Source organism: Streptomyces roseirectus (assembly GCF_014489635.1).
Classification (GTDB): Bacteria; Actinomycetota; Actinomycetes; order Streptomycetales; family Streptomycetaceae; genus Streptomyces; species Streptomyces roseirectus.
Genome location: NZ_CP060828.1, coordinates 5036355 through 5060299, shown reverse-complemented (window position 1 = coordinate 5060299; position 23945 = coordinate 5036355). Strand labels below are relative to the sequence as shown.

Sequence of the window (23945 nt, the reverse complement as noted above, 5' to 3'; positions counted from 1 at the left end):
GCTGCCGGGCGGCAGCCCGGTGGCAGTGGGCACCCGCAAGGGTGCTGGAGGTGGGGCCCCAGTTGGGCCCGTTCTGGGTTGTCCGGTGACGGCCCAGGATTTTGCCGCGCCTCTTCTGTGGGAGAGCACCCATGGGCCTGTGATCCACGTATAGAGGGAAGACCCCGGCCTGCATCCGGGCGCACCACCCTGAGTCGCTGCGCCGGCGTGATCTCAGTTCGTCACCTGTTGGTGGCCGGACTGAGCACGCCCGTTCCGTCCGGCCTTTGTTAGAAGGACGAGACGTTGAACGAGCTCACTCTCGGAACCCTGGCGGTGTTTGGCCTGCTCAGCTTGACCCTCGGCTTCGGCACAAAGCTCGGCCGCGAGGTAGACGAACTCTTCGATGCGTGGCGAAGGCCGGCCGCCCGCATCCGCCGATGGTGGCGTAACCGCCGAGATCGCCAGCGCCGACCCTAGTCACCATCCGAGAAGACCTTTGAGACGGGAAGGAAGCAGTGCCCCGTCTCACTCGCATGCCGCTTCTTCCGGCGAATCAGGTCATCCAGACGGATGCGCTGCTCTAGCACTGCCATGAAGTCGCTCCCGTCCATCGTGATGAACGGGGTGCCGAAGCTGTACACAGCCAGCGCGTCCGCAGTGAATCCGCTCATGCTGACGTACATACCAAGCGTGTTCTTGCCCTTGCGCTCAATGTTGGCCTTGAATACGTCCAACTCTCTGCGCCCAATGGCCTCTTTCCACCACTTTGCCTCAAGCACGTAGTGGTCGGTGTCGAAGAGGAACGCGCCGTCGATCTGCTCGTAGGCCAGGGTGTACGACGCCCGCGGCTCAAAATCGTACAGCCCGAACAGATCGTTTATGAAGCCCTCAAATTCTGTCCCTCTCCTGTGCGGATCGGAGGCTCCGTGCATCGCAAAGAAGCGGTGCTTAAGAGCTTCATGGTCCTCGTTGAACAGCCTCGCCTGCTGCGACTTCTTGACGTCCTCCGCGATGGCAGCCTCATGCTCCTCTCGCTCCCGGATCGCCTCTCGCTGCCTCTCCGTCCACTCGCGCAGAACAGACACGGCGGCTTCGGCTCTCGGCACCATCTCGTCCCGGTCTACCTGCTGCTCCAGGTTGGGAAACCGCTTCATCTCGGCGATGTCCAACATGATGTGGACGGCCAGGTCGCGGTACCGGGCTTCATTGGCGCGCAGCAGATCAACCAAGAGGCCGGAGGTCTCACGCTTGGTCGCACCGAAGTCCAATCGAGCCAGCAGCTCACTGTGATTTATGAGCATGCCGCGCACATACCGCTCGAAGGGCGGCTTGTTCCAAAAGATGACCGTCAAAGCGTCAGCCAGTGCGTTGTATGCACTCGGGTTGATGGCCTTGCTGCGATGGGAACCTGACTGAGACACTTCCCCCTCCTCAATGCATACGATCCACGAAATCAGGACGCACAGGTAAAGAGATCTCCCTCCGGAACCCCGAACGCCCCATGAATGCCTTTGAAGAATCTAGAACCAAGCATTTCCCGACACGAGAAAGCGCCCCGCATGCTTCTCTCGATAAGGTCTTTACTAGCCTTTCCAGACCATTTCTTTCGCATCAGGAATGCAAGAGCAGAGTTGAGGTCATGTCCGCAGCAGTAGTCGGATATATCCTCGACCTGCGCCATGAAACGACTGACACTGCCGATAACATCAGGCACATCCCGCTCGGAAATTCGCGGCTTGCCAGCTCTCTCAATAGCTGAAACGACCAGAGCGGAGAGATCGACTCCATTGCAGTCAGGTTGCGCAACCTTATCGAATGGCGTGCCAGCCACCTTAATTCCCCAGCCTTCGTCGTACGAGAGCTTACGAAGCACACCCAGAGGAAACGCTAGAGCGGACACCGCTTCCATGGGGGAACTCCACCCATGGGTTGCAAGAAATTCCCGAACCCGATCTCTATCACAGAATGCCGAAACGACGCGCCGACAGACGTCGCCCGCGTAAAAGACCGTTGCATCAATATCATATTTGTCTGTAGGGACGGCTAGATCGCAAGGCTTGCGACGCGATTTCCCCCAATCGCGATCGATCAATGCAGCAACATTAGTGAATCCACTATCATAGGCGATCTGAATCGCCTCAATCACCGAATCCTTGCCGTAGCCAGGGATCGTTTCAATGACGCCGTCGTCCAGATGCGGATCCAGGACAGCGCAATCCGAATCCCCTTCGCAGAGAAGGAATCTCTTCGACTTCCCAGGAACGCCGAGGATGATCAGATAGGAGAACAGATCCTCCCCTGTCAAGTACTCCTTCACAGTCGCTCCCGCCCAAATTCGCCATACCCTGGCTCCAGGCCAACAGTTTGCGACCAGTACTTGTGAATAATCTGAGGCGAGTGGGTTGCCACCATAAACCGCGAGGAGGTAATGGCGGCGATCCGGACGATGTCACTCAAGAACTGTTTCTGCCATGCGACATGAAGGGAGATTTCAGGCTCATCGATAAGAACGAGGCTGTTGGGCTCCACATTAAAGAGAAGATCGTACGCCATAACTAGCTCATGCTGCTCACCCGAGGAAAGCCTGTTCGCTCCAATCTCGCGGCCACCGGATGTCGTAATGCGGAAACCAGATCGGTCGAGCCTTAGCTCCTTATAAAGGAAGCGCGAGTTCACAATTTCACGCAACAATTCGACACGATCGAGAAGAGATCGGAAAGTGTCGAGCTTAATTTCGGTGTTGTCCAGGTAAGTCCACAGAACTCGCATCTCCCAATCTTGCAGGGAGCGGGGTGGCAGAGGAAGTTCACCAGAGGTGTCCAAGACTGCAATTTGAGTCAGCTTCTCCCTGGTTTTACTCTGCCGCGAGTACCTGTCCCGAATGGCTTTCTCCGTGATCTCGGGAGACAGTGACGTCTCTGAAACCAGGATCTTCCGGGGGAATTCCCTGTCCAGTTTTTGAGAGACCTCAGAGTTCTCCTCCATAGCCTCACCCAACCGTCGCGAGAAATCTGCAGAGAATTCCAGGACGGTTGGACGGCGAACCCTCTCTCCTTCCCGAACTCGGCGCGCCGGATCATACACGTCGGAATCGATCAACCTTTGCGTTTCAATGAGATGCACCGAGATGGACGAAATAACCTCTTTCATCTCATCCGGCATCTCATCCATTCCAGGAATTTCGATTCTTGGCAAATAGTCGCGGTAACGTAGATACGCCTGCGCTGTAGACAGGACGTCACGTTCAGCCATGTCGCGCCATGAGGAAGCCCCAACGCGACGCAATGGGAGTTCGCGCTCCATTGCGCGTAGAAAGGAGCTAGGGAAGTCCTTGGGAGAAATAGCCTCTGGAGGACTCCAAGGGATTACCCGCCCCCCTGGCTGCTTCAGGAGCATATTGAACGAAATTCCAGAAGACTCATCCTCGCCAAGACCAGGAAGGGCTTCCTGTCCGGGTCGCTCGATAACGATCTGATTCTCATCATCAAACTTGAAGTAGGCGGCTCGGAATGGAATTTCAGCCACCTTCTGCATATCTCCCGAGAATGTCGCATTGATCAGCTCGAGAAGTTTTGTCTTGCCAATTCCGTTCGGCCCATGAAGGATGACAAAATCTTGTTCCGCCGGGAACTCAACCCTGTGGTCAAATCGACCTAGAAGTTGCTCGACCTGCACGTCAACCAGTCGACGCTTGGACTCTTTAGCTCTTGCCAACTGTTCCACGGCCTACCCTTCCAGCACATCGAGGTAGCTAACAGTAGTCAGGCTGGCGCCCGATGGCCCTGTAGACGCCAGAACTGGTGCAGCTTCAACAGCCTGGTTGGGGGACCTCGCCCCCTCGATGCCGGAAGCGTTGCTCACTCTGACCAACAAGCAACCTGGATTGACTTGGCGGTTCGGCCATGTCTGCGATGCTGGAAGCCGATCGAGAGAGGCCGCAGCGATGCAGTGGAAGATCCACGGGGAACGTCCGATCTACGAGAACAGCTGGGTGAACCTGTGGCTCACCGACGTCGAGACGCCGGACGGGAACCGCTGGGAGCACCACGTCGTCAAGCTCCGACACCTGGCCGTGGCTGCCGTGGTAAACGAGCGACGCGAGGTGCTGATGATGTGGCGGCACCGCTTCATCACGGACGCCTGGGCGTGGGAGCTGCCCATGGGCCTGGTCGAGGAGGGCGAGACGCCGGCCGACGCGGCTGCCCGTGAGGTGCTGGAGGAGACCGGCTGGCGGCCTGGCCCGATCGAGCCGCTGATCTACGCCGAGCCGGCGAACGGCATCACTGATTCCCAGCACCACGTCTTCCGGGCCGACGGAGCGACGTACGAGGGTCCGCCGACCGAGAAGAACGAGTCGGACCAGATCGAGTGGATCCCGCTGGCCGACGTGCGGGGCATGATCGACCGTCGCGAGATCGTCAGCAGTGGCTCCTTGGTCGGGCTGCTCTACGTGCTCATGGACGAGGCGATCCGCTGATCTGGCGGGGCAGCACTTCCCGGAGCCGGGACTCGAATGCCACCACGGCCGGTTCGCGGCGGAAGGGTTCTAGCTGTTCGTAGAACTCCCGGAGGTGGCCGGCGACTCGTTGCGAGCTGACGGCCGCTGCCGGGGCCAGGGCGTCCATGGCCGTGTGGCATGCCTCGTCGAGTTTGCCGCGCTGGAGCTGGGTACGGGCGAGCCAGAAGGCGTGGAAGGCGCGGCCTCGGTGGTTCGATGCGTGTTCGCGGCGGAGGGCGTCCGCGATGAGGGGTTCGGCGAGGGCGGCTTCGCCCAGGCGGCCGTGTGCGATGCCGGTGTCCACGATCAGCTTCGGTTCGTCGAAGTAGGCGACCCAGGCCGGATCCGGATCGCCGGTGCTGATCCGGCCGAACTGGGTGTGGGCTTCCGAGATCGCGGTGTGGGTCGCACCGTGGTTGCCGAGGGTGGCGTGGGCGAAGGCTTCTCGCATCGCGAGCATGGCCAGCACGCGCGGTGTCGTCCCTGCGGCCGCTCGGGCCTGGTCCTGGGCGGCCGTGACGAGTGCGAGGGCGTCGCCGGGCTTGTCCTGGTATGTGGCTTGGAGGCTCATGCAGGCGAGGACGTTGGCCATGAACTGGCGGTCGTCGATGGCCTTGGCCAGGCCGAGGGATTCGGTGAAGTAGGCGCGTGCCTGGTGGTACTGGCGGGCGTCGAAGTAGGTCCATCCGGTGAGCCGGGCCAGCTCGGCCGCGATGCTGTGCAGGCCGTCCCGTAAAGGAGCTGGACGCTGCTCCTTGAGGAGGTCGACGACGTAGCGGAGCTGGCCGACGACCGCCGGCCGTAAGGTCTCGCCGCCGTGCTCGTCGTCCCGGCGCCAGTAGTCCGCGATCGACGAGTGCAACGCGTCCAGCGTCGAGGCGCTGAGATCCCGCTCGGCAGCAAGGGCGAGGATGCTGTCGACGTCCGCCCCCGGTAGTCCGGCGACCAGCGGTTCGACGGCTGAGGCCGGTACCTCGGCCGGTTGGCGGGGTGTGACCGTCAGGCTGGGCGGCGTCTCCCAGGATCGTCGTGCAAGGCCGAGCATGTGTCCGGGAATTCGCAGTCCGTCCGAGATCCGTTCGATCACGTCCATGTGCAGCAACTGCCGCCGTCCGGCGATCACCTCGCCCACGCGGCTCGGGGTCAGGTCGCAGCGGCGCGCGATCATCGACGGATAGATGCCTGCTCGTGCCTTGACCAGCTGAAAGATGCGGCCGAAGTCTCTAGCCTGGCATGCCTCGATCATCACTGGGTCCGTGAGCAGGCTGACCGGGAGTTCCTTCGAGCGAGATGGCTCGGGCATCGGGCACGCTCCGGCATGAGGACTACGGATCGCTGCACTTGGTCAACCGAGGGTGATGTTACCCAAGTTGGGTAATCCGCTTGGCCTTTCTGGCCGGTCTCCCAGATCGCGATGCTCTTGTTCCATGGCGAACGGACAGGACGACGTACGAATGACGTTGCGGGTCTCCCGCGACTCCGGCCGGGCGTGGGGGCCCTCGCGGAGGTACGTGTGGGCGAAAACCCGGTAGTCCCTGACAACCCGGGCCGCTTCCCGCCGCGCGTCTGCCCCGGTGCTCACAGCAGGAACAGAACGCCGCCACGTCCTTCCGGATGGTGTCGTGATGCAGTGCTCGCACTGGCGTCGAGTGTCCCTCGGCCTGGCCCGGGAAGCTCCGCTGGCATGAGGCGGGCAAGGCACGACTCGTCGTACTTCCGGACTGCTCGGTGGCCGCCCCGGGGCCCGATGGCAAGTGCTGTCTGTTCGCCGACCACACCATGCAGCGCACCTGGGAAGACGTCCTGGAGGAGGTCTCGTGCACCAGCTGACCACGAGCCCGCACAAGCCCCGGCATCCTCGCTCGCCTCGCAACGAGAGCTGCGGGGACTGCGGTGGCAGTGGCGCCAACTCGTCCGGCAAAGCCTGCGGCACCTGCAACGGACTGGGCGAGATCTACTGCCGCACCGACCGCCAAGAGCCCCGCGCACTGTCCCGCTCCGTGATCTGGAAGGAGGGCCACCGATGGCCCACGCTCTGATCGCCTCCCCGTTCCTCGACGGACACCTGCTCCTCAGCCCCGGAGCGAGGGCCGGGGCACGGCTTCCCGCCGACGACTACGAGGAGCTTCGCCAAGCCGTCGCCGACGGCCGGAGGTTGCCCGCCTGGGCAGTGCAGACAGCCGCCGGCATATGGGGCCTGGACCTGATCGGCCAGCCCGCGCGGGGAACGGTGCTGGTGCGTGAACCGTCTCCGTACGGCTACTGTCGCGCCTCCTGGGAGATCAACCTCGGCTGCAACTTCGGCTGCAAGCACTGCTACCTCGGCGAGCGGCCCTTCTCCGGCCTCGGCTGGGACGACAAGGTGCGGCTGCTCGACATCATGCGCGAGGCTGGCGTCCTCTGGCTCCAGATCACCGGTGGCGAGCCCACCATGGACCCCCACTTCCAGGGCGCCTACCGGTACGCCTGGCAGGCCGGGATGATGCTCACCATCTCCACGAACGGCTCGCTGCTCTGGCGGCCGGACCTCCTCAAGCTCTTCCGGGACTGCCCGCCGTACCGCCTGGTCGTGAGCATGTACGGGGCAAGCGAGGAATCCTTCGACACGCTCACCCAGCGCCGCGGGGCGTGGAAGGCGTTCCGGCGCGGCATGGACGCCGCGCGCGAGGCCGGGCTGCCGCTGCGGATCAACGTCGTGGTGACCGAGGACAACGCCTCCGAGGCCGACGAGATGGCCGCTCTCGCCGACGAGTGGAACGTCGAGAACCACGCGTACACGAACATGACGCCCACGATCTACGGCGGCGGCGAGCCGCTGCTCGCCCAGTCCGCCGCCCACCTGCGGCAGCGCAAACCGTTCGCCGGCTGCAACGCGGGACACACCTTCTTCCACGCCGACCCGCACGCCAAGGTCTCGATCTGCAAGGTCGGCCGCGACGACCAGATCGACCTCATGGCCGAAGGCGTCGACGGCCTCCCCCGGCTCGGCGCCATCGCCGACCGCCTCATGCTTCGCACCGGAGGGTGCGAAGGCTGCGCCCTGTCCGGCACCTGCCGGGTCTGCCGCCCCCTGGCCAAGCACTACCAGGAGGCAAATGCGCCGCTGCACAGCTACTGCCAGCACGGAGACAAGGAGAACGCCTCATGACCCCGCCCGTACCAGTGACCATCCTGTCCGGCCCGCCGGCCTCGGCTCGCCGCGCGGCCCCGCCCGTCGCGACCGCGTCGATCACCGCCGTCCAGGACCTCGACGTGATCGTGGAGAGCGCGGAGTGCTCCTGCGACGCCGGTGACGACAACCCCCACTGACCGACATGATCCGGTCAACTCCGTTCAGGCCCCGGCGTACTCGCGTCGGGGCCTGAGCCCTGACCGGCTCACCGCTAGGGTGCCGCTCATGTTCTTCCGCTGGGAGTGGCTTCGACCCCAACTGACCGCGCCAATCGTGCCGACTCTTGGTCCTGTCCACCCCGATGCCCTGGCCGTCGGCCTCTTCGAGGACACCCTGCGAGCGGCCGGCACTGGGGACTTCCTGCCCTACGACAAGGACCGGCGTTGGGGCGGTGAGAAGGACGAGAAAGTCCTCCGCGAGGACGTCGTCCACCAGCCCGGACGCACCCTCGTTCCCACCCTGACCCGGCGCGGACGCGGCACCGTGAAGGTCTTCGCCTACGGGCTCCACGGCAGCGTCGTGGAGGAGGCCGCCGAGCTGGCCGCCAAGCTCGCCTCCGTACACGACGCGGCAGGCGCCCGGGTCGTACGACCCCTCGGCTCCGACACCACGCACCCGCGCGGCACCCGTATTCAGCTGAAGGACTTCACCGACACCCCCTGCCCCGCCCCGGACAGTCCGGTCCACCCCGTCACCACCTGGCCCGCCTCCGTGCAGAAGACCTTCGCGCCGTTCGCCGAAGAAATGGCCGCCGACGGCCTGGCCTTCCTCCACGCCCGGATGCAGGCCGGCCGGTGCGGCCCAGTCCTCACCGCCGCCGTCGACGACCGCATCGTGGGCGCGATCGGCCCCATGGAGATCCAGCCCGACGCCATCGGACGTCCCCAGCTCCTCCCCCAGTACTTCGCCGTCCTCCCCGCAATCCGGGGGCAGGGACTCGGACGCGTCCTGTGGCAGGCCGCCATGTACTGGGGCCAGAGCCACGGCGCCGCCTACCAACTCCTCCAGACCGAGGTCGACGGCCCTTCCGACCGCCTGTGCCGGGCCGAAGGACTCTCCTCCCTCGGCTTCACCCACACCACATCGGTATAACTCCAGGCCGCGCCGCCTTCACTGGTCGGCTGACCCGTGTTTTGGCGACCTCAGCCATAGAAAATCAGCCACGACGGCGTGCGCCGAACAAGCACCTGCCACGTGCGTCTCCAGCAACCACCCACCGGCCCCAGCCACGCTTCCCAATCCGTCACGGTCTCAGCCACATTGCAGCCTGAGCGCTGCGTCCAGCACCGCCTGACGGATGGACAGTTCGTGCGGCTGGACTCCCAGCGCTCCGCCTTCGACCGCGTCAGGGACATGCTGAGGGGTGACAGCAACGGGCCGGATGATGACGACGGCACGGTCGGCGTCCTCGTAGCCGTCTGATCAACTTCCGAAGGCGGGTGCCGTCAAACACTGCCGTCATGACATACGCCAGGGGCCCTCAGGATTTCTCCTGAGGGCCCCTGGCCTGCTGTGCACTCGGCAGGATTCGAACCTGCAACCTTCTGATCCGTAGTCAGATGCTCTATCCGTTAAGCTACGAGTGCTTGTTTTGTTGTTTCTCGGTGTCTCCGGTTCGGGCCCTTTCGGCTCGTTCCCGGCGACAGGAAGAACATTACATGACTGGCGGCGTCATGTGAAATCCGTTGGGCGTACCCCTTGTGAGCTGGGGGAACGGCGAAGCCCCGGTCGGGAGGACCGGGGCTTCGGGTGGGGCGGAGGCGGAGGGATTTGAACCCTCGATGGGCTTTAAGGCCCAAACCGCATTAGCAGTGCGGCGCCATAGACCGGACTAGGCGACGCCTCCAGCACAACCGCTCACGTGGGTGCGAGTGGTGCGTGCAGATGATGACACAGGTGAGTGCTGTGTCACCAATCGGTGTCCACCGTACTAGGGAGCCGGGGGGCGGGGCAAAGGCGTATCCGGGACGGAGCGGGGAGGGCGGGCTTCCGCACACCTCTCCCGACAGAATCTCCACCCTCGTAAAGGTCCCGCAACCCCTGGTTCGCGCGGGTGTTCGGGAGGGGAGGGGGTTCGTGCGAGGTGGCTCTCATCCGGGGCCCTGGGGCAGACCCCAGCCCTTAGACTCCCTCGCGTGACACCCCGCGGGCCGGTTGGCAAGATGGCCCGAGCGGTCGGCAAGGTGCGGTGACAGGGAGGAAGCGTCTCGTGAGCAGCAGGCCATCCCGAGGCGCTGCTCGCCTCGCGGCGATACTGGACGCCCTGCCGGACGCGTTGGTGCTGGTCAACGCGAACGGAACGGTCGTCAACGCGAACACGATCGCGTTGGAGGCGTTCGAGGCGCCGGGGACCGCGTTGGTGGGGCGCGGGCTGCTCGACCTGTTGCCGGAGTTCGACTCCAAGCTGATCCCGGGGTCGATGCGCAGGCCCGATCACATCGACCCGAGGGGCCGGACCAAGCCGGCCCGGATGACCGCCCGCCGGACGGACGGCGTCGAGTTCCCCGTCGAGGTCACGAGCGCGAACCTGGAGAACGGCCAGCAGGCGTACGACGGATACGGCTACGCGCCCGACGAACTGCTGATGCTCGTCGTACGCGATCTGTCCGGCACCGTGGACACCGAGGCGGAGCTGGCCCGGTCGCAGCGGCAGACGGAGATGATCCTGCGGGCGGCGTCCGAGGGGGTCGTGGGCACGGACACGGACGGGCGGATCGTGCTCGTCAACCCGGCCGCCGCGCAGATCCTGGGGTACCGGGCGAGCGACCTGGGCGGCAAGGAGCTGCACACGCTCGTGCTGCACTCGCGGGCGGACGGCTCGCCGTTCCCGTACGACGAGTCACCGCTGGCCGACACGCTGCGCTCCGGCCGCAAGCACCGCGTCCGCGGGCAGGTGCTGTTCGCGAAGAACGGGGACAAGGTCTCCGTCGATCTGACGACCGCGCCCGTGCGGGACGGTGATCAGCTGGTCGGCGCGGTGATGACGTTCACCGACCGGCGGCCCTACGACGCGCTCGCCAAGGACAAGGAGACGGTCGAGGCCGAGCACACGGCGGAGCTGGAACGCCTCGCCGAGGAGCACGCCTCCGACCTGACCGCGCTGCGCCAGCGGCACGTCACCGAGATCGAGGAGCTGACCGAGCGGCACGCGGAGGAGATCGCGGCCGGTGAGGACCGGTACGCGGCGCTCGGCGAGCGCGAGAAGGACCGCTACGAGGCGCTGGCCGGTCGGCACGAGCAGTTGCTGACCCTCCTCGGACGTTCCCTGCGCGGGCCCCTCGACGAGCTGCGCCGCGAGCTGTCGACGCTCGCCGCCGACGACGCCGGGCAGCTGTGGCCCGAGGCCAACCAGGTGCTGCACCACCTCTCCGCCGGGTACTCGCGGATCACGACGCTCATCGACAACGTCCTGAACTACCAGCTCCTCGACACCGGTGAGGCGCGGGTCAGCCGGACGAAGGTGATGCTGGACGCGGTCGTCGCGGCCGGGGTCGACGGGGCCGTCGAGCTGATCGGGCCGGGGCGCGTGCAGTTCGCGGTGCACGCGCCGCCGATCGAGGCCGAGGTGGACGCGCGGCTGCTCGCGACGGCGCTGGCGCACCTCGTCGCGGACGTCGCCGGGGTCGACGCGACCGGCAACGCGCCGGTGTCGGCCGGCGGGTACATGGACAACACGGTCGTCGTGGCCGCCGCGCAGCGCGGGGAGGTCGTCCGGATCGAGGTCCGCGGGCCCTACGGGGGCGGTGATCCCGTGCACGAGCCGATCGTCCGGGGGATCGTGCGGGCGCACGGCGGGGTGTTGCAGACCGTCGAGGTGCCGGGGATGAGCGGGAGCGCGTACGTCCTCGAAGTGCCGCTCGGGGGTGGCGCCGGGGCGGTGCCGGGGCAGGGCATCGCGCTCGTCGAGACGCCGTCGGCCGAGGAGGACGCCGCCGAGGTGAGCGGACGGCGGCGGGGGCGGCGGAGTTCTGTCGACGCGTTTCTCGACGGCGACGAGGGTGAGGTCGGCGTGCCGCCGGCTAGCGGTGTGCCGTCGGCCGGTGGTGTGCCGCCGACCGGGCGTCGGCGTCGGCGTGGGCCCGCCGCCGAGGAGGACGTCGCTGTCGAGGCCGACGCCGGGTCCGGACGCCGGCGTGCGCGGGGTGGGGACGAGGTCGCCGAGGGTGCCGTCGTGACCGCCGCCGAGCATGCTGCCGGGACTGCTGCGGTCGGGGCTGGGTTGGGGGCCGCCGTGCCTCCGCAGGGTGTGCCGGTGCCGCCCGGTGGGGTGGCCGTCGGGGCGTCCGAGCAGAACGCGTTGCCGCCGGCGCTGCCCTCGACGCCGGGGGCGGGCGAAGTGACGGAGGACGAGCAGGGGCAGCCGACCGGGCGTCGGCGTCGCGCGCTGGCTGCTGCGGGGGAGCGGGCGGCGGCTCAAGAGGCGGGGCCTCGGGCTGTGTTCGCGCTGCCGCCGGCCGAGGCGGACCGGGGGGAAGAGGTAGGGGTCGGGGGAGCGGAAGGGGCTGTTGGGGTGCCGGGGGGTGGTCCGGTGCAGGGTGTTGCTCCGGCACAGGGGGTTGTCCCGGTGCAAGGTGTTGGCCCCGTGTCGGGGGTTGCTTCGGGCCAAGGGGGCGTTCCGGGGCAGGGCGTTGGCCCCGTGTCGGGGGTTGCTTCGGGCCAAGGGGGCGTTCCGGGCCAGGGCGTTGGTCCCGTGTCGGGGGTTGCTCCGGGCCAAGGGGGCGTTCCGGGGCAGGGGGCTGGTTCCGTGCCGGGTGCCTTGCCTGGGCAGGGGGTTGTTGCGGAGGAGGGTGCGGTGCCGGGGGTTGTGCCGGCTCAGGGTGTCGTGCCGGTGCAGGGGGTTGTTCCGCCGCAGGTCGCGCAGGTTCCGCAGGGGGCCGTGCCGCCTCAGGGGGTTGCCGTGCCTCCGCAGGGGGTGGCTCAGCAGGGTGTGGGCCAGCCCGGGGTTCCGGGGCAGGGTGTGCCGGGGCAGCAGGGGGTTGTGGCTGGTCAGGCTGCGGGGCAGTTGCCCGCTCAGGTGCCCGTTCCGCCGCAGGGTGGTCCCGAGTCGCCCGCCGAACACGCCGGACGGCATGACGCCGTCCCCCACGACCAGGCCGACGACCACACCCCGCCGCAGCCGCACCCGGCGAGCGCGCCGACGGGACGGCGTCGCCGGGCCGTCGCGGTACCGCAGGAGCCGGAACCGGCCGAGACCGCCGACGTCATGCCCCCGGCCCAGCCCCAACCCCAGCCCGCGCTCCAACTCCCGTCCCAGTCCCCCGGCGTCCCGGCCCCCGGCGCGGCAGCGATCCCCGGCCAAGCGGCCCCCGGCGTCGCGGCCCCGGCTCCAACGCCCCCCGGCGTCGCAGTCCCCGGCGTCACAGTCCCCGGCCAAGCCGCCCCCGGCGTCACGGCCCCGCCTCACGCCACCCCAGGTTCCACAGCACCCGGCGTCACGCCCCCCGGCACAGCAGCGATCCCCGGCCAAGCAGTCCCCGGCGTCGCGGCCCCGGCTCCAGCGATCCCCGGCCAAGCGGCCCCCGGCGTCGCAGCCCCGGCTCCAGCGACCCCCGGTTCAGCAGCCCCCGGCGTCACAGTCCCCGGCCAAGCCGCCCCCGGCGTCATGCCCCCGCCTCACGCCACCCCAGGTTCCACAGCACCCGGCGTCACGCCCCCCGGCACAGCAGCGATCCCCGGCCAAGCCGCCCCCGGCGTCACGGCCCCGCCTCACGCCACCCCAGGTTCCACAGCACCCGGCGTCACGGTCCCCCCTCACGCCACCGCCAACCCCACCGCACCCGGCGTAACGCCCTCCCCCCAAACCGGCCACATCCCCCTCCCCTCCCAACCCCTCCCCGCGGAAGCCCCCGCCCCCCAGCCCCAACCCCAACCGCTCCCCGCAGAAGCGGACCCCAACTCCACCCAGGGCCGCGCCATCAGCGTCCGCACCCTCGGCCAGGGCGTCCCCTTCACCCGGCAGGCGGCCCAGGCGGCGCAGGCAGTCCAGGCGCAGCAACCGCCGCAGACGGCCACCCCACCCGGCGGCACCCCCAGCGGCGGCAGGCGCCGCAAGCTGGGTACACCGCCGGGCCCGGAGGCCCGTCCGCATCCCCCCGCCGAGCAGCCCATCCTCCCGGCGCAACAGTTGCCGCACCCGTCGATGGCCGGCCAGACCCGCCTCGCGCCGGGGACGGAGGGCGCAGGGCGTTCGTACGCCATAGGCGCCCCCGACTCGAACGCGGCGGAGGGCCCGGAACCGTTGGATGGTCCGGGCGGGGCGATCGAGGTCGCGGATACTCCGCGCCCGCAGCCGATGGACGACGAGCTGCCCCCGGAGCCGCTGGACAACCCGCGGAGGCTGCTCGTGTGGCCCGCCCCGGACGTCACGACGCAGCAGGCGCTCAGCGACCGCGGCTACCGCCCGGTGATCGTCAACTCCCGCGAGGAGGTGGACGCCCAGATCGCCGCGTTCCCGGCGGCGCTGTTCGTCGACCCGCTGACGGGCCCGATCACGCGCACGGCGTTGCAGTCGCTGCGCACGGCGGCGGTCGCGGCGGAGGTCCCGGTGCTGGTCACGGCGGGTCTGGGGCAGGCGACGCGGGAGGCGGCGTACGGCGCCGACCCGGCCGTCCTGCTGAAGGCGCTCGCGCCGCGCGACAGCGAGCAGCACCCGCCGCGCGTCCTGCTGATCGAGGAGCACGCGGAGATCGCGCTCGCGCTGACGGCGACGCTGGAGCGGCGCGGGATGCAGGTCGCGCGGGCGGCGAGCGACGCGGACGCGGTGATGCTGGCCGGCCAGTTCCGGCCGAACCTCGTCGTGATGGACCTCATGCAGGTCGACCGGCGTCAGGCGGGCATCCTCGACTGGCTGCGCGCGAACGGGCAGCTCAACCGGACGCCGCTGGTCGTCTACACGGCGGCCGTGGAGCAGCCGGACCTGCCGAGGCTGGCGTCGGGGGAGACGGTGCTGTTCCTCGCGGAGCGGTCGACGAGTGGTGAGGTGCAGTCGCGGATCGTGGATCTGCTGGCCCGGATCGGGACGAACTAGGTTCGGTACGGCCCGAGTTGGGGCCCCTGTTCGACGTCCGCGTCGGTCAGACCGCCACCAGTCGCCGGGCCGCCTCCTTGATCGACGCGCGCAGTCGCTCGCGGTCCTCGTCCTCCGCGCCGGTCATGACGCGGCTCATCTGGGGGACGACGGTCATCCAGTTGGCGAGGGCGATGAGGAGGAAGAGGAGGTCGCCGGCGGGGATCGCGTCGGTGACGACGCCGCGTGCCTGGCCGTCGCGCATCGCCTCGATCTTGTGGACGTAGTGCTCGCGGCGGGCGTCCTCGTCGGGGAGGTCGCCGGTGCCGTACTCGATGCCCTCCCAGTAGAGGAGGCGCAGGAGGTCGGGGTGGGCGGCGTGGTAGTCCATGAGGCGGTCGATCCAGCCCTCGATGTCGTCCGGGTCGACGGGGACGGCGGCGGCGAGGTCGACCATCCTGCGGCCCAGGACCTGCGAGAACAGCTCCGCCTTGTTGCCGTAGTAGACGTAGATGAGCTGCTTGTTGGCCTTCGCCTCGGCCGCGATGCGGTCGATGCGGGCACCGGCGATGCCGTGCCGGGCGAACTCGGCGACGGCCGCGTCGAAGATGCGTGCCTTGGTGGCTTCGGGGTCTCTCACTGCCATGGGGGCAGGGTAGCGGGGGCGGTCGCGCAACCGTAACCAACTGGTTGGTTGACAGGGAATGCGGGGGGCTTCCAGACTGTTGAGCTGTCCGCGTGAGCAACCAACTGGTTGGTTGCTGGTTCGGGAATGTCCTTGGACGTTTTTGGAGGGGCCATGTCTGTCGGGTCGCCGGTGTCGGCGCGGGGGCGGGGGCGGGGCGGGGTCCGCGGTGCCGCCGGGGAGCCGGTGTCTCCTCCCGGCTCGCGGCTCCTGCTGCCGCTGATCGCCCTCTGCACGGCCGTCACCGCCGCGAACATCTATCTCGCGGCGCCGCTGCTCCCGCTGATCGCGCGGGACTTCGGTACCGACGCGTCCTCGGTCGCCTGGATCGCGTCCGTCGCTCAATTCGGGTACGCGGCGGGGCTGTTGTTCTTCGCGCCGTTGGGGGACCGGGTCAACCGGCGGCGGATCGTGGGGGTGTTGGCGGTCGTGACGGCCGTGGCGCTGGTCGGGGGCGCTCTCGCCGGGAGCGCGGGGGTGCTCGCCGGTGCCGTGTTCCTCGCCTCCGCCGCCACCGTCGTCCCGCAGTTGCTCGTGCCGTTCGTCGCCTCGCGGGCGCCTGTCGAGCGGCGGGCCCGGCATGTGGCCGCCGTCATCGCCGGGTTGTTCACGGGGATCGTGGCCGCGCGGGTGGTCGGCGGGCTCGCCGGGGAGGCGTTCGGGTGGCGCTGGGTGTTCGCGGGCGCCGCCGCTCTGACGGCCGGGCTGGGGCTGGTGACCGCCTGGGCGTTGCCCCGGGAACGGCCCTCGCGGAGTTCCCTGTTCGCCGGGCTGCTGTCGATGCCCTCGCTCGTGCGGCGGTCGCCCGAGCTGTGGCGGGCGTGCGTGCGGCAGGCCGGGATGTACGGCGCCTGGTCCGCCCTGTGGACGTCACTCGCCTTGCTGCTGACGGGAGTTGAGGGCAGCGGGTCCGACGCCGGGTACGGGATGTCCACCGCCACGGCCGGGCTGTTCGGGCTCTTCGGACTCGCCGCGAGCGTCGTCGCACCGCTGGCCGGCGGGCTGGTCGACCGGTTCGGGGCGGCGCATGTCGTGCGGGGCGCCTACTCGGTGGCCGCCGTCTCGATTCCCCTGTTCTGGTGGGGTGGTTGGGCGCTGCCCTCGCTGTTCGTGGCGGCCGTCCTGATCCACGCCGCCCTGGTCGCCTCCCATGTCGCCAACCAGACACTGGCGTTGACGACGACGTCCTCACCGTCCGTGGCCAACAGCGCGTACGTCGTCGCCGGGTTCGCGGGCGGGGCAACTGCCTCCGCGTTGGCGGGAGTCGCGTACGGGGCGTTCGGGTGGGGCGGGGTCATCGGGGTGGCGGGGGTTTGGTTGGGGGTGGGGTGGGGGGTGACGGCGGTGCGGCGGCGGTAGGGGGGTGGCCGGGGGCCGGGGCGGCGATGACTCGGTCCGCTGGCGGGGGCCGTCCGGGGCTGTGCGGGGGGTTGGTCGTGTGCGTAGGTTTGGCTGGGTGCGTGGGCTTGGCCGTCCGCGTGACCGCGATGTCCGAAGCCTTCGAAGCACGGGTGGACGCTCTGGTCGAGGTACGCCTCGCTCGTCAGGCGGTGCTCACTCGCGAGGAACCGCTCGTTCTCTGGGCGATCATCGCTGAGCACGCGCTCCGTTCGACGTCGGAGACGCCAGGTGTGATGGATGAGCAACTCTGGCGCCTGCTGGCTATGGGTAAGCGCGCCAACGTGAACATCCAGGTGCTGCGGTCCGACGCCCCACCGCACGTCGGCCAGACAGGCACCTTCTCCCTCCTGGGATTCCAGCACGCGGACCTCGACGTCGTGCACACAGAGGCACTGACCTCGGCCCTGTACGTCGAAGAGCGTGACAAGGTCGCGACTTACCGAGATGCCTGGCAGCGGCTGACGTCCGCCGCGCTTTCGGTCGAGGCATCGGCCGAGTTGATCACCGAAATAAGGAAGACAAGCACATGAACCATGTTGACGACGCGTCGACCCTGCCCGTGACGTGGCGCAAGTCGTCAGCGTCCGCAGCCCAGTCCGACTGCGTCGAGTGCGGTGTCGTCGATGACCAAACGGTCGCCGTGCGAGACAGCAAGCGATCGACCGGCCCCGCCCTCCTCCTCGGCCGGCACCAACTGGCCCTGTTCCTCAAGGCCGTTACCGAGGAAGCGTAGGCGTCCGGAATCACAAGCAGGCCCGTGCCGATGGGGCGGGCTTTCTGCCGTGCGACTCCGGAAGCAGGTCGTCAAGCAGCGCGGGGAGCGAGACTCCGAAACCCGTCGGCCAGGGGCCGAACGCCGTCGTGTCACCACTCGTGTCTGCGCGGCGGGATTCAACTCTGTTTCCCGTCACCGCCTTCCTGTCTCGATCGAACCGCCCTGATCACTGCCTGTGCCGCTAGCTCCGGATCTTCGTGTTCCCACACGCGGATGACGAGCCAACCCGCGTCGCGCAATATCTCGTTGGTCTCGGCATCGCGTGCTCGGTTTCCGGTGATCTTCTCCTGCCAGAACGCCGTGCCCTTCTTCGCGGGCCTGTGGTGTTCAGGGCAGCCGTGCCAGTAGCAACCATCGACGAAGACGGCGACACGGACCTTGGTGAAAACCACGTCGGCTGTCCGGCGTAGGTCAGGGAGCGGCCTGACTCCCACGCGGTATCGCAGTCCATGCCTGTGGAGCGCGGACCGCAACAGCTTCTCGGGCTTCGTGTCCCGTCCCTTGTTGGCGGACATGACCGCTCGGGACGCGGCGGAGGACGCCCACGAGCCGGGGGGAACGGTCTCGGTGGTCGCGAGACCCGCGGCGTGCGCCATCTCCCACGCCCGCACCAGGTTCGCGGCGCGGGTATCGGCGTCCACTTCACCGACGTACCGTTCCTGTGTCTGGCCCTCTTGCGACCACCGTAGATAGGCGCGGATGCGGCGGGTGCCGCGGTACAGGCGCAGGGCGATGGAGGCACGCGCGAATCGACCCTCGCCGAGATCGACCGCTCGCGCGAGGCGGCTGCCGGCGGCCCGGTCCTGTTCAGTGGCTCGGGACTCCTTGCTTCCACCCGCTCTCGGCTTCCAAGCCCGATCAGGGGGCATCCGATCCTTCCAGGACCTTTGCCGATCGCTCGCTGCTTCGGTCACTTCCGTTTCTCCGGGTCCTCCAGGGCCCCGACCGACTTGAGAGCTTCGGCGACAGCCTTTGAGAAGGCCGTCCCGAGCTTGACGGGTACGGCGTTGCCCAACTGCCGCATCTGCTCCCCTCGTGGCCCGTCGAGAAGCCAACGGTCCGGAAACGTCATGACTCGCGCGGTTTCCCGCACGGTCATGTAGCGGTACCCATCGCCACCTCCGAAGTTGGAGAAGCTCGCATCGTCGAGCCGCATGACGGATTCCCCGCCCGGCACGCCATGCACGCCCGCCTTCACGGTCTTCGCGGGCCGGTCCAGCAGGTTCGGCGTATGGCCGGTGTACATCCGGGCTCCAGGCCACCCGATGTGATCGGGGACGTCGCCCACGAGAAGCTTGTTCTTGACGGCCGCTTCCGTAACGTACGGCAGCGGCTTTCCCTCGTTCTCGTCGATTCCAGCGATCGCGTCGCGCAGCGTGCGCCACGGTTCCAGCTTCAGCTTCTCCTTGACCTTCTCGTCCTCGTAGTCGAGTGCGGGAAGGTCGGCGATGACACGCTCGCGGACATTGGCCGGAACGTCCTTGTGGCGCGTCCAGTAGGGTCCGCCCTCGCGCATCGAGTGGATCAGCGACTCCTCGGAGTGCGTCTTCTTGGGCATGAACTCGCTCCACTCGACGTCGAGGTCAGCACGGAACGCGACAATGATCACTCGATTGCGAATCTGCGGTACACCGTAGTCAGCCGCGTTGACCTCCATCTCCTTGACGATGTATCGCTCCGAAGGATCAACTGATTCGTTGGCGAGCAACTTCTCAAGGATTTCGTTGTGGTCTTCCCATGTCGCTTCATCATCGCGTTCTACGAATGGAAGCCTCATTTCATTCAGGATGTATTTGAAGTAGGGCTTGAAGGACGGCCGGAGCAGCCCGCGAACATTTTCGCAGATGACCGCCTTCGGCTTCATCTCCCGAATGGCGCGGAACATCTGCGGGAACATGTTCCGCTCGTCTTCCATGCCCTTGTGCGCACCTCCCAGACTGAACGGCTGGCAGGGCGGTCCGCCGGCGAGGACATCGACCTCGCCAGAGACGGCATCGGTGAAGTCGACGTCGCGTACGTCACCCGCGATGAGCGGCCAAGGCTTCGTCGGATCGGCAGGATTCGGAAGGTTGATCCTCAAGGTCTCGCATGCCCGCTTGGCGTACTCATTCACCAGGAGTGGATGGAAGCCCGCAGCGTGCACGGCCATCGCGAGCCCCCCACCACCGGCGAACAGTTCGACGCAGGTACCCACCCCTTGATGTTCTTCTCGCAGCTCAGGCATGAGAGAAGCGTACCGCGGAGTTCGTGATCATGGTGGCATGCCCCGTGATTCACCTCGCGTGTCCTGCGGTCGCGCCAGGTAGGGTGCGCGTGATCAGGATTTTCACAGGGGACGGGGTGCTCACATGGCGGGCGGGTACAGCGATCAGTTCCGACTCAGCATCACCGAGGCGTTGAGTACACAGCTGTACGCGGCCCTGGAACGGCTGGAGCCCGCGCCCCTCACACAGGAGAACCTTGACGCCCTCACCCCTCAGGCCGAAAGGCTCGGTCTCCCCAGCAGGTCCGGGGTGTACCAGCTCTTCCGCCAAGAGGCTGGCACGGAACGCCAGCTCACCTATGTGGGAAAGGCCGACGAACCGCTTCCCGAACGCCTTGGGAATCACCTCTACAAGCTGTCCGGAAGAGAGGGAATTTCCATTGAAGAGATGTCGTTCAAGTGCCTTTTCGTGGAAGAAGACCTGTCCTCCGTCTCTCCGGAAAAAATGCTCATCAAGGAGCACCTGAAAAGCGGAAAGATCGTCTGGAATAATCGAGGATTCGGAAACAACGACCCCGGGCGTAATCGCGATCGGACTACGATCAAGAGTAATCACTTCGATCTCGAGTTCCCCATTGACCTCTCCCGCGATGTGAACAGACTCACTCCGGGTGTCCACTCACTGCACGACGTACTGTGGGAGATCAAGCGCGGCATACCGTTCAACTTCCGCTTCAAGCACTCGGCCGCCTTCAAGAAGCTGATGGTCACTGTCCCTGAAGGGGAGATGACCGTGGACGAAGCGTTTCGTTTCGTCGCAAGGTACCTGCCTGGCAAGTGGCAGATCTGCGCTCTGCTCGGCTGGGTGATCATGTACGACGACAGCCCTACGACGTATCCGAGCGCTCGGCGGTACTACCGACCGGAGGGGGTCTCCAACCAGACTCCGAAGACTCGGAAGCCCGGCAAGGACGAGACGGAAGAGGCCGAAGACGAAGAGGGCGGCGACTTCGATGAGTGACATCGGCCGGTGAGAATCCGTCGGGCGTGGTGCCGCGCGGCCCCTACCGTCTGGCGGTGACCGACTCGGGCGGAGCCGCGTCACGTCTCCCGCGCTGCGGACGGCTCCAACTTCCGTGCCTCCGAGCCGACGTAGGAGCGCGGGACTGACGCCCGTACCCAACCCCCGGAAAAAGTTGCGCAGTTCGCTGGGGTTTGCTTCAACTCGGCGATCTCAGTGCTACGGTGCTCCTCACAACAACAAAAAGTGGCCCCCTCAGGACTCAGAGTGCGTCAACACTCTGCTGAAGGGGCCTGACGACAACCTCTCGCAAAGGAAACCTGTCGCCATGCGCCACTCTATCGCGCATGCCATTCTGGCGTGCCTGCGTACCCTGATCGCGCTGTTCCTGCCCGCAACCGGCAGGCGGCGGAAGTGCTGTGTCCAGCCCCGCGCGGTCGCCGAACCCCAGTCTGGGACCCCCTCCGGGACCCCCTCTGTGATCCCCGAAAGCCCCTGGTCGCGGCCGTGGACGTCGCCGTCGAAGGAGGAGGCCGCCGCGATTTTCCGGCGGCAGGCGGAGGCGCGGGCGCGGGCCGAAGCGGCGGAAGTGCAACGCCAGCGGGAGCGACGGAGGGCGGCGGCCTACGCGGCGGCGGGGCTGGAGTACCCGTACACCTACGAGGGCGCCCCGTTCGGCGCGGAAGCGTTTGCCAATGTGATGCGGGAGACCGCGTAGGGGGTCCGGTGATGACGGAGGGGGACCGGCCCGTCACGGTCCCCCGCCCGGCTCCCCGCCCGGCCTTCCACATGGTCCCTCACCTGCCGATTTGACCTCAGCTTTAATGTGAACGGATCGATCGGCCCTCCCCTAGTGACATACCGCCCGGTATGTGCGCAGAATCAGCCTCAACCAGTTCCGTCGCAGGCAATGTCGCCCGGGAGGACGCCGTGCAGAGCACGATGCAGGACGTACCGCTGCTGATTTCGAGGATCCTGACGCACGGGGCGGTGATCCACGGGTCCTCGCAGGTGACGACCTGGACGGGCGAGGCGGAACCGCACCGGCGCAGTTACGCCGAAGTCGCCCAGCGGGCAGCCCAGTTGGCGCACGCGTTGCGCGACGAGCTGGGGGTGAGCGGCGACGACAGAGTCGCCACCCTGATGTGGAACAACGCCGAGCACGTCGAGGCGTACTTCGCGATCCCCTCCATGGGCGCCGTCCTCCACACCCTCAACCTCCGCCTCCCGCCTGAGCAGTTGGCGTGGGTCGCCAACCACGCGCAGGACAAGGTCGTCATCGTCAACGGCTCGCTGCTGCCGCTGCTCGTCCCGCTGCTGCCGCATCTCAGGACCGTCGAGCACGTCGTCGTGTCGGGGGTCGGGGACCGGTCGGGGCTCGCGGGGACGGCCGTGCGGGTGCACGAGTACGAGGAGCTGATCGCCGGGCGGCCGACGACGTACGCGTGGCCCGAGCTGGACGAGCGCAGCGCGGCGGCGATGTGCTACACCTCAGGTACTACGGGTGACCCCAAGGGGGTCGTCTACAGCCACCGGTCGATCTACCTGCACTCCATGCAGGTCAACATGGCGCAGTCGATGGGGCTGACCGACGAGGACCTGTCCCTGATCGTCGTCCCGCAGTTCCATGTGAACGCGTGGGGGCTGCCGCACGCGACCTTCATGACCGGCGTCAACATGCTGATGCCGGACCGCTTCCTCCAGCCCGGACCGCTCGCCGAGATGATCGAGTCGGAGCGGCCGACGCACGCCGCCGCCGTCCCGACGATCTGGCAGGGCCTCCTCGCCGAGCTGACCGCCAAGCCGCGCGACGTCTCCTGCCTCGGGCAGGTCACCATCGGGGGGTCCGCGTGTCCGCCGTCGCTCATGGCCGCGTTCGACGAACTCGGCATGCGGGTGTGCCACGCGTGGGGCATGACGGAGACGTCGCCGCTCGGGACGATCGCCCGGCCGCCCGCCCACGTCATCGGCACCGACGAGGAGTTCGCGTACCGGCTCACACAAGGGCGGTTCCCGGCGGGAGTTGAGGCGCGGCTCACCGGGCCCGGCGGTGAACGGCTGCCCTGGGACGGGGAGTCCGCCGGGGAGCTGGAGGTGCGCGGGCCCTGGATCGCCGGGGCCTACTACAACGGGCCCGACGCCGAACTCCTGCGCCCCGAGGACAAGTTCAGCTCTGACGGCTGGCTGAAGACCGGCGACGTCGGCACCATCTCACCGGACGGGTTCCTCACGCTCACCGACCGCGCCAAGGACGTCATCAAGTCCGGCGGCGAGTGGATCTCGTCCGTCGACCTCGAGAACGCGCTCATGTCCCACCCCGCCGTCGCCGAGGCCGCCGTCGTCGCCGTCCCCGACGCCAAGTGGGGCGAACGGCCCCTCGCCACCGTCGTGTTGAAGGAAGGCGCCACCGCCGACTTCACCGAACTCCGCGCCTTCCTCGCCGGCGAGGGCGGCATCGCCAAGTGGCAACTCCCCGAGCGGTGGACGGTGATCGAGTCCGTGCCGAAGACCAGCGTGGGGAAGTTCGACAAGAAGGTACTGCGACGGCGGTACGCGGAGGGGGAGTTGGAGGTCACCGTCATCTAGTAACTCCGCCCCCTGCCCTTGGAGCCCCTGGCGTTCGCCGGGGGCTCTCTGCCTGCTGGAGGGGTAGCGACCTCGTCGGCGTCCATGCCATCCGTCGTGTTCCGGATGCTCCGGGACCTCAACGTGCGGCAAGGGAGCATCGAGTACTACGCCGACCCCGGCGCTCCCGAGCCCAACAGTCTGGTCGTCGCCGCCTCCGCGGTGGTGGCCGGCGACCGCGGCCGTATCCTCCTCCAGCGTCGACAGGACAACGGCCTCTGGGCGCTGCCTGGTGGCGGCATGGAGATGGCCGACTCGCTGCCGGGGGCCGCTGTCCGTGAGGTCAGGGAGGAGACGGGGCTGGATGTGGAGATCACCGGGCTCGTCGGGACGTACACCGACCCCCGTCATGTCATCGCCTACTCGGACGGCGAGGTGCGGCGGCAGTTCAACGTCTGCTTCACGGCTCGGGTGGTCGGCGGTCGGCTCGCGATCTCGGACGAGTCGACGGAGCTGCGGTTCGTCCCGCCGGAGGAACTGGCCGAGCTGCCGATGCACCACACCCAGCGGCTACGGCTCCGGCACTTCCTGGAACGCCGTGAGTGGCCGTACCTGGGCTGATGGGGCGGTGAGTGGG

Annotated in this window: 20 protein-coding genes and 2 tRNA genes; 13 read left to right on the top strand and 9 right to left on the bottom strand. The window is 67.5% G+C overall.

Annotated elements, in window-relative coordinates; all coding sequences use genetic code 11:
• Positions 1–455: 455 nt before the first annotated feature.
• Genes IAG44_RS21305 through IAG44_RS21295 form a run of 3 tightly spaced genes read right to left on the bottom strand, consistent with a single transcriptional unit; the run spans position 456 to position 3705 of the window.
• A complete protein-coding gene (locus tag IAG44_RS21305) occupies positions 456–1403 on the bottom strand; it encodes a restriction endonuclease (protein WP_187748676.1) in 948 nt (315 codons plus the stop codon).
• Positions 1404–1435: 32 nt separating this feature from the next.
• Positions 1436–2299, bottom strand: coding sequence for a hypothetical protein (locus IAG44_RS21300; RefSeq protein WP_187748675.1), 864 nt, complete (start codon positions 2297–2299; stop codon positions 1436–1438).
• Complete coding sequence (locus IAG44_RS21295) at positions 2296–3705, bottom strand: AAA family ATPase (protein ID WP_187748674.1); 1410 nt, start codon at positions 3703–3705, stop codon at positions 2296–2298. Before IAG44_RS21295 ends, IAG44_RS21300 begins: the two co-directional genes overlap by 4 nt.
• 220 nt (positions 3706–3925) lie before the next feature.
• On the opposite strand from IAG44_RS21295, the gene IAG44_RS21290 reads away from it, so the two are divergent.
• On the top strand, positions 3926–4459 hold the full coding sequence (locus IAG44_RS21290; RefSeq protein ID WP_187748673.1) for an NUDIX hydrolase: 534 nt from the start codon (positions 3926–3928) through the stop codon (positions 4457–4459).
• On the opposite strand, the gene IAG44_RS21285 is transcribed toward IAG44_RS21290, so the two are convergent.
• Positions 4437–5783: an NsdA family TPR-like regulatory protein gene (locus IAG44_RS21285; protein WP_187748672.1), complete on the bottom strand. Its 1347-nt coding sequence runs from the start codon at positions 5781–5783 to the stop codon at positions 4437–4439. The two genes, IAG44_RS21290 and IAG44_RS21285, sit on opposite strands and share 23 nt — an antisense overlap.
• Before the next feature lie 514 nt (positions 5784–6297).
• On the opposite strand from IAG44_RS21285, the gene IAG44_RS21280 reads away from it, so the two are divergent.
• The 4 genes from IAG44_RS21280 (at position 6298) to IAG44_RS21265 (ending at position 8744) form a co-directional block, all read left to right on the top strand.
• Positions 6298–6519 carry a hypothetical protein gene (locus IAG44_RS21280; protein ID WP_187748671.1) on the top strand — a complete coding sequence of 74 codons (222 nt, stop codon included), beginning with the start codon at positions 6298–6300 and terminating at the stop codon, positions 6517–6519.
• Positions 6504–7628: a radical SAM protein gene (locus IAG44_RS21275; protein WP_187748670.1), complete on the top strand. Its 1125-nt coding sequence runs from the start codon at positions 6504–6506 to the stop codon at positions 7626–7628. Before IAG44_RS21280 ends, IAG44_RS21275 begins: the two co-directional genes overlap by 16 nt.
• Positions 7625–7789 carry a hypothetical protein gene (locus tag IAG44_RS21270; protein ID WP_187748669.1) on the top strand — a complete coding sequence of 55 codons (165 nt, stop codon included), beginning with the start codon at positions 7625–7627 and terminating at the stop codon, positions 7787–7789. Before IAG44_RS21275 ends, IAG44_RS21270 begins: the two co-directional genes overlap by 4 nt.
• 88 nt (positions 7790–7877) lie before the next feature.
• Positions 7878–8744, top strand: a complete 867-nt coding sequence (locus tag IAG44_RS21265; RefSeq protein WP_187748668.1) for a GNAT family N-acetyltransferase — start codon at positions 7878–7880, stop codon at positions 8742–8744.
• Between the two features lie 421 nt (positions 8745–9165).
• Here IAG44_RS21265 and IAG44_RS21260 read toward each other — a convergent pair.
• Positions 9166–9238 (bottom strand) — tRNA-Arg (locus IAG44_RS21260).
• Positions 9239–9407: 169 nt separating this feature from the next.
• Positions 9408–9498, bottom strand: a tRNA-Ser gene (locus tag IAG44_RS21255).
• Between the two features lie 363 nt (positions 9499–9861).
• Between IAG44_RS21255 and IAG44_RS21250 the strand changes: the two genes are divergently transcribed.
• Complete coding sequence (locus IAG44_RS21250) at positions 9862–14679, top strand: hybrid sensor histidine kinase/response regulator (protein ID WP_187748667.1); 4818 nt, start codon at positions 9862–9864, stop codon at positions 14677–14679.
• Positions 14680–14725: 46 nt separating this feature from the next.
• Here the strand turns inward: IAG44_RS21250 and IAG44_RS21245 are convergent, their stop codons facing one another.
• A complete protein-coding gene (locus IAG44_RS21245) occupies positions 14726–15304 on the bottom strand; it encodes a TetR/AcrR family transcriptional regulator (RefSeq protein WP_187748666.1) in 579 nt (192 codons plus the stop codon).
• A 153-nt stretch (positions 15305–15457) separates the two neighbouring features.
• On the opposite strand from IAG44_RS21245, the gene IAG44_RS21240 reads away from it, so the two are divergent.
• From IAG44_RS21240 to IAG44_RS21230, 3 genes are all read left to right on the top strand, one after another.
• Entirely contained in the window at positions 15458–16702 is a 1245-nt protein-coding gene (locus IAG44_RS21240) for an MFS transporter (protein ID WP_187748665.1), read from the top strand.
• Positions 16703–16809: 107 nt separating this feature from the next.
• Positions 16810–17274 (top strand): DUF5753 domain-containing protein, encoded by a 465-nt coding sequence (locus IAG44_RS21235; RefSeq protein ID WP_246561952.1) that lies wholly within the window; start codon positions 16810–16812, stop codon positions 17272–17274.
• Complete coding sequence (locus tag IAG44_RS21230) at positions 17271–17477, top strand: DUF397 domain-containing protein (RefSeq protein WP_187748664.1); 207 nt, start codon at positions 17271–17273, stop codon at positions 17475–17477. Before IAG44_RS21235 ends, IAG44_RS21230 begins: the two co-directional genes overlap by 4 nt.
• A 158-nt stretch (positions 17478–17635) precedes the next feature.
• On the opposite strand, the gene IAG44_RS21225 is transcribed toward IAG44_RS21230, so the two are convergent.
• Positions 17636–18433, bottom strand: coding sequence for a very short patch repair endonuclease (locus IAG44_RS21225; protein ID WP_246561951.1), 798 nt, complete (start codon positions 18431–18433; stop codon positions 17636–17638).
• Positions 18430–19743 (bottom strand): DNA cytosine methyltransferase, encoded by a 1314-nt coding sequence (locus IAG44_RS21220; protein WP_187748663.1) that lies wholly within the window; start codon positions 19741–19743, stop codon positions 18430–18432. The genes IAG44_RS21225 and IAG44_RS21220 overlap by 4 nt, the downstream gene beginning before the upstream one ends.
• A 124-nt stretch (positions 19744–19867) precedes the next feature.
• On the opposite strand from IAG44_RS21220, the gene IAG44_RS21215 reads away from it, so the two are divergent.
• The 4 genes from IAG44_RS21215 to IAG44_RS21200 all read left to right on the top strand — a co-directional run bounded on the left by IAG44_RS21215 (position 19868) and on the right by IAG44_RS21200 (position 23929).
• Positions 19868–20743, top strand: a complete 876-nt coding sequence (locus IAG44_RS21215) for a GIY-YIG nuclease family protein (RefSeq protein ID WP_187748662.1) — start codon at positions 19868–19870, stop codon at positions 20741–20743.
• A gap of 328 nt (positions 20744–21071) precedes the next feature.
• The gene (locus tag IAG44_RS21210; protein ID WP_187748661.1) at positions 21072–21461 is read left to right on the top strand and encodes a hypothetical protein; all 390 of its coding nucleotides are present in this window, start codon (positions 21072–21074) and stop codon (positions 21459–21461) included.
• Between the two features lie 212 nt (positions 21462–21673).
• Positions 21674–23329, top strand: coding sequence for a long-chain fatty acid--CoA ligase (locus IAG44_RS21205; protein WP_187748660.1), 1656 nt, complete (start codon positions 21674–21676; stop codon positions 23327–23329).
• Positions 23330–23413: 84 nt separating this feature from the next.
• Positions 23414–23929 (top strand): NUDIX domain-containing protein, encoded by a 516-nt coding sequence (locus IAG44_RS21200; protein ID WP_246561950.1) that lies wholly within the window; start codon positions 23414–23416, stop codon positions 23927–23929.
• Positions 23930–23945: the final 16 nt, after the last annotated feature.

Excerpts from the sequence above, each read along its gene's own strand:
- IAG44_RS21290 (WP_187748673.1), top strand. The coding sequence starts at position 3,926 with ATGCAGTGGAAGATCCACGGGGAACGTCCGATCTACGAGAACAGCTGG.
- IAG44_RS21285 (WP_187748672.1), bottom strand. The coding sequence starts at position 5,783 with ATGCCCGAGCCATCTCGCTCGAAGGAACTCCCGGTCAGCCTGCTCACG.
- IAG44_RS21275 (WP_187748670.1), top strand. The coding sequence starts at position 6,504 with ATGGCCCACGCTCTGATCGCCTCCCCGTTCCTCGACGGACACCTGCTC.
- IAG44_RS21270 (WP_187748669.1), top strand. The coding sequence starts at position 7,625 with ATGACCCCGCCCGTACCAGTGACCATCCTGTCCGGCCCGCCGGCCTCG.
- IAG44_RS21265 (WP_187748668.1), top strand. The coding sequence starts at position 7,878 with ATGTTCTTCCGCTGGGAGTGGCTTCGACCCCAACTGACCGCGCCAATC.
- IAG44_RS21245 (WP_187748666.1), bottom strand. The coding sequence starts at position 15,304 with ATGGCAGTGAGAGACCCCGAAGCCACCAAGGCACGCATCTTCGACGCG.
- IAG44_RS21240 (WP_187748665.1), top strand. The coding sequence starts at position 15,458 with ATGTCTGTCGGGTCGCCGGTGTCGGCGCGGGGGCGGGGGCGGGGCGGG.
- IAG44_RS21230 (WP_187748664.1), top strand. The coding sequence starts at position 17,271 with ATGAACCATGTTGACGACGCGTCGACCCTGCCCGTGACGTGGCGCAAG.
- IAG44_RS21220 (WP_187748663.1), bottom strand. The coding sequence starts at position 19,743 with ATGCCTGAGCTGCGAGAAGAACATCAAGGGGTGGGTACCTGCGTCGAA.
- IAG44_RS21215 (WP_187748662.1), top strand. The coding sequence starts at position 19,868 with ATGGCGGGCGGGTACAGCGATCAGTTCCGACTCAGCATCACCGAGGCG.
- IAG44_RS21210 (WP_187748661.1), top strand. The coding sequence starts at position 21,072 with ATGCGCCACTCTATCGCGCATGCCATTCTGGCGTGCCTGCGTACCCTG.
- IAG44_RS21200 (WP_246561950.1), top strand. The coding sequence starts at position 23,414 with ATGCCATCCGTCGTGTTCCGGATGCTCCGGGACCTCAACGTGCGGCAA.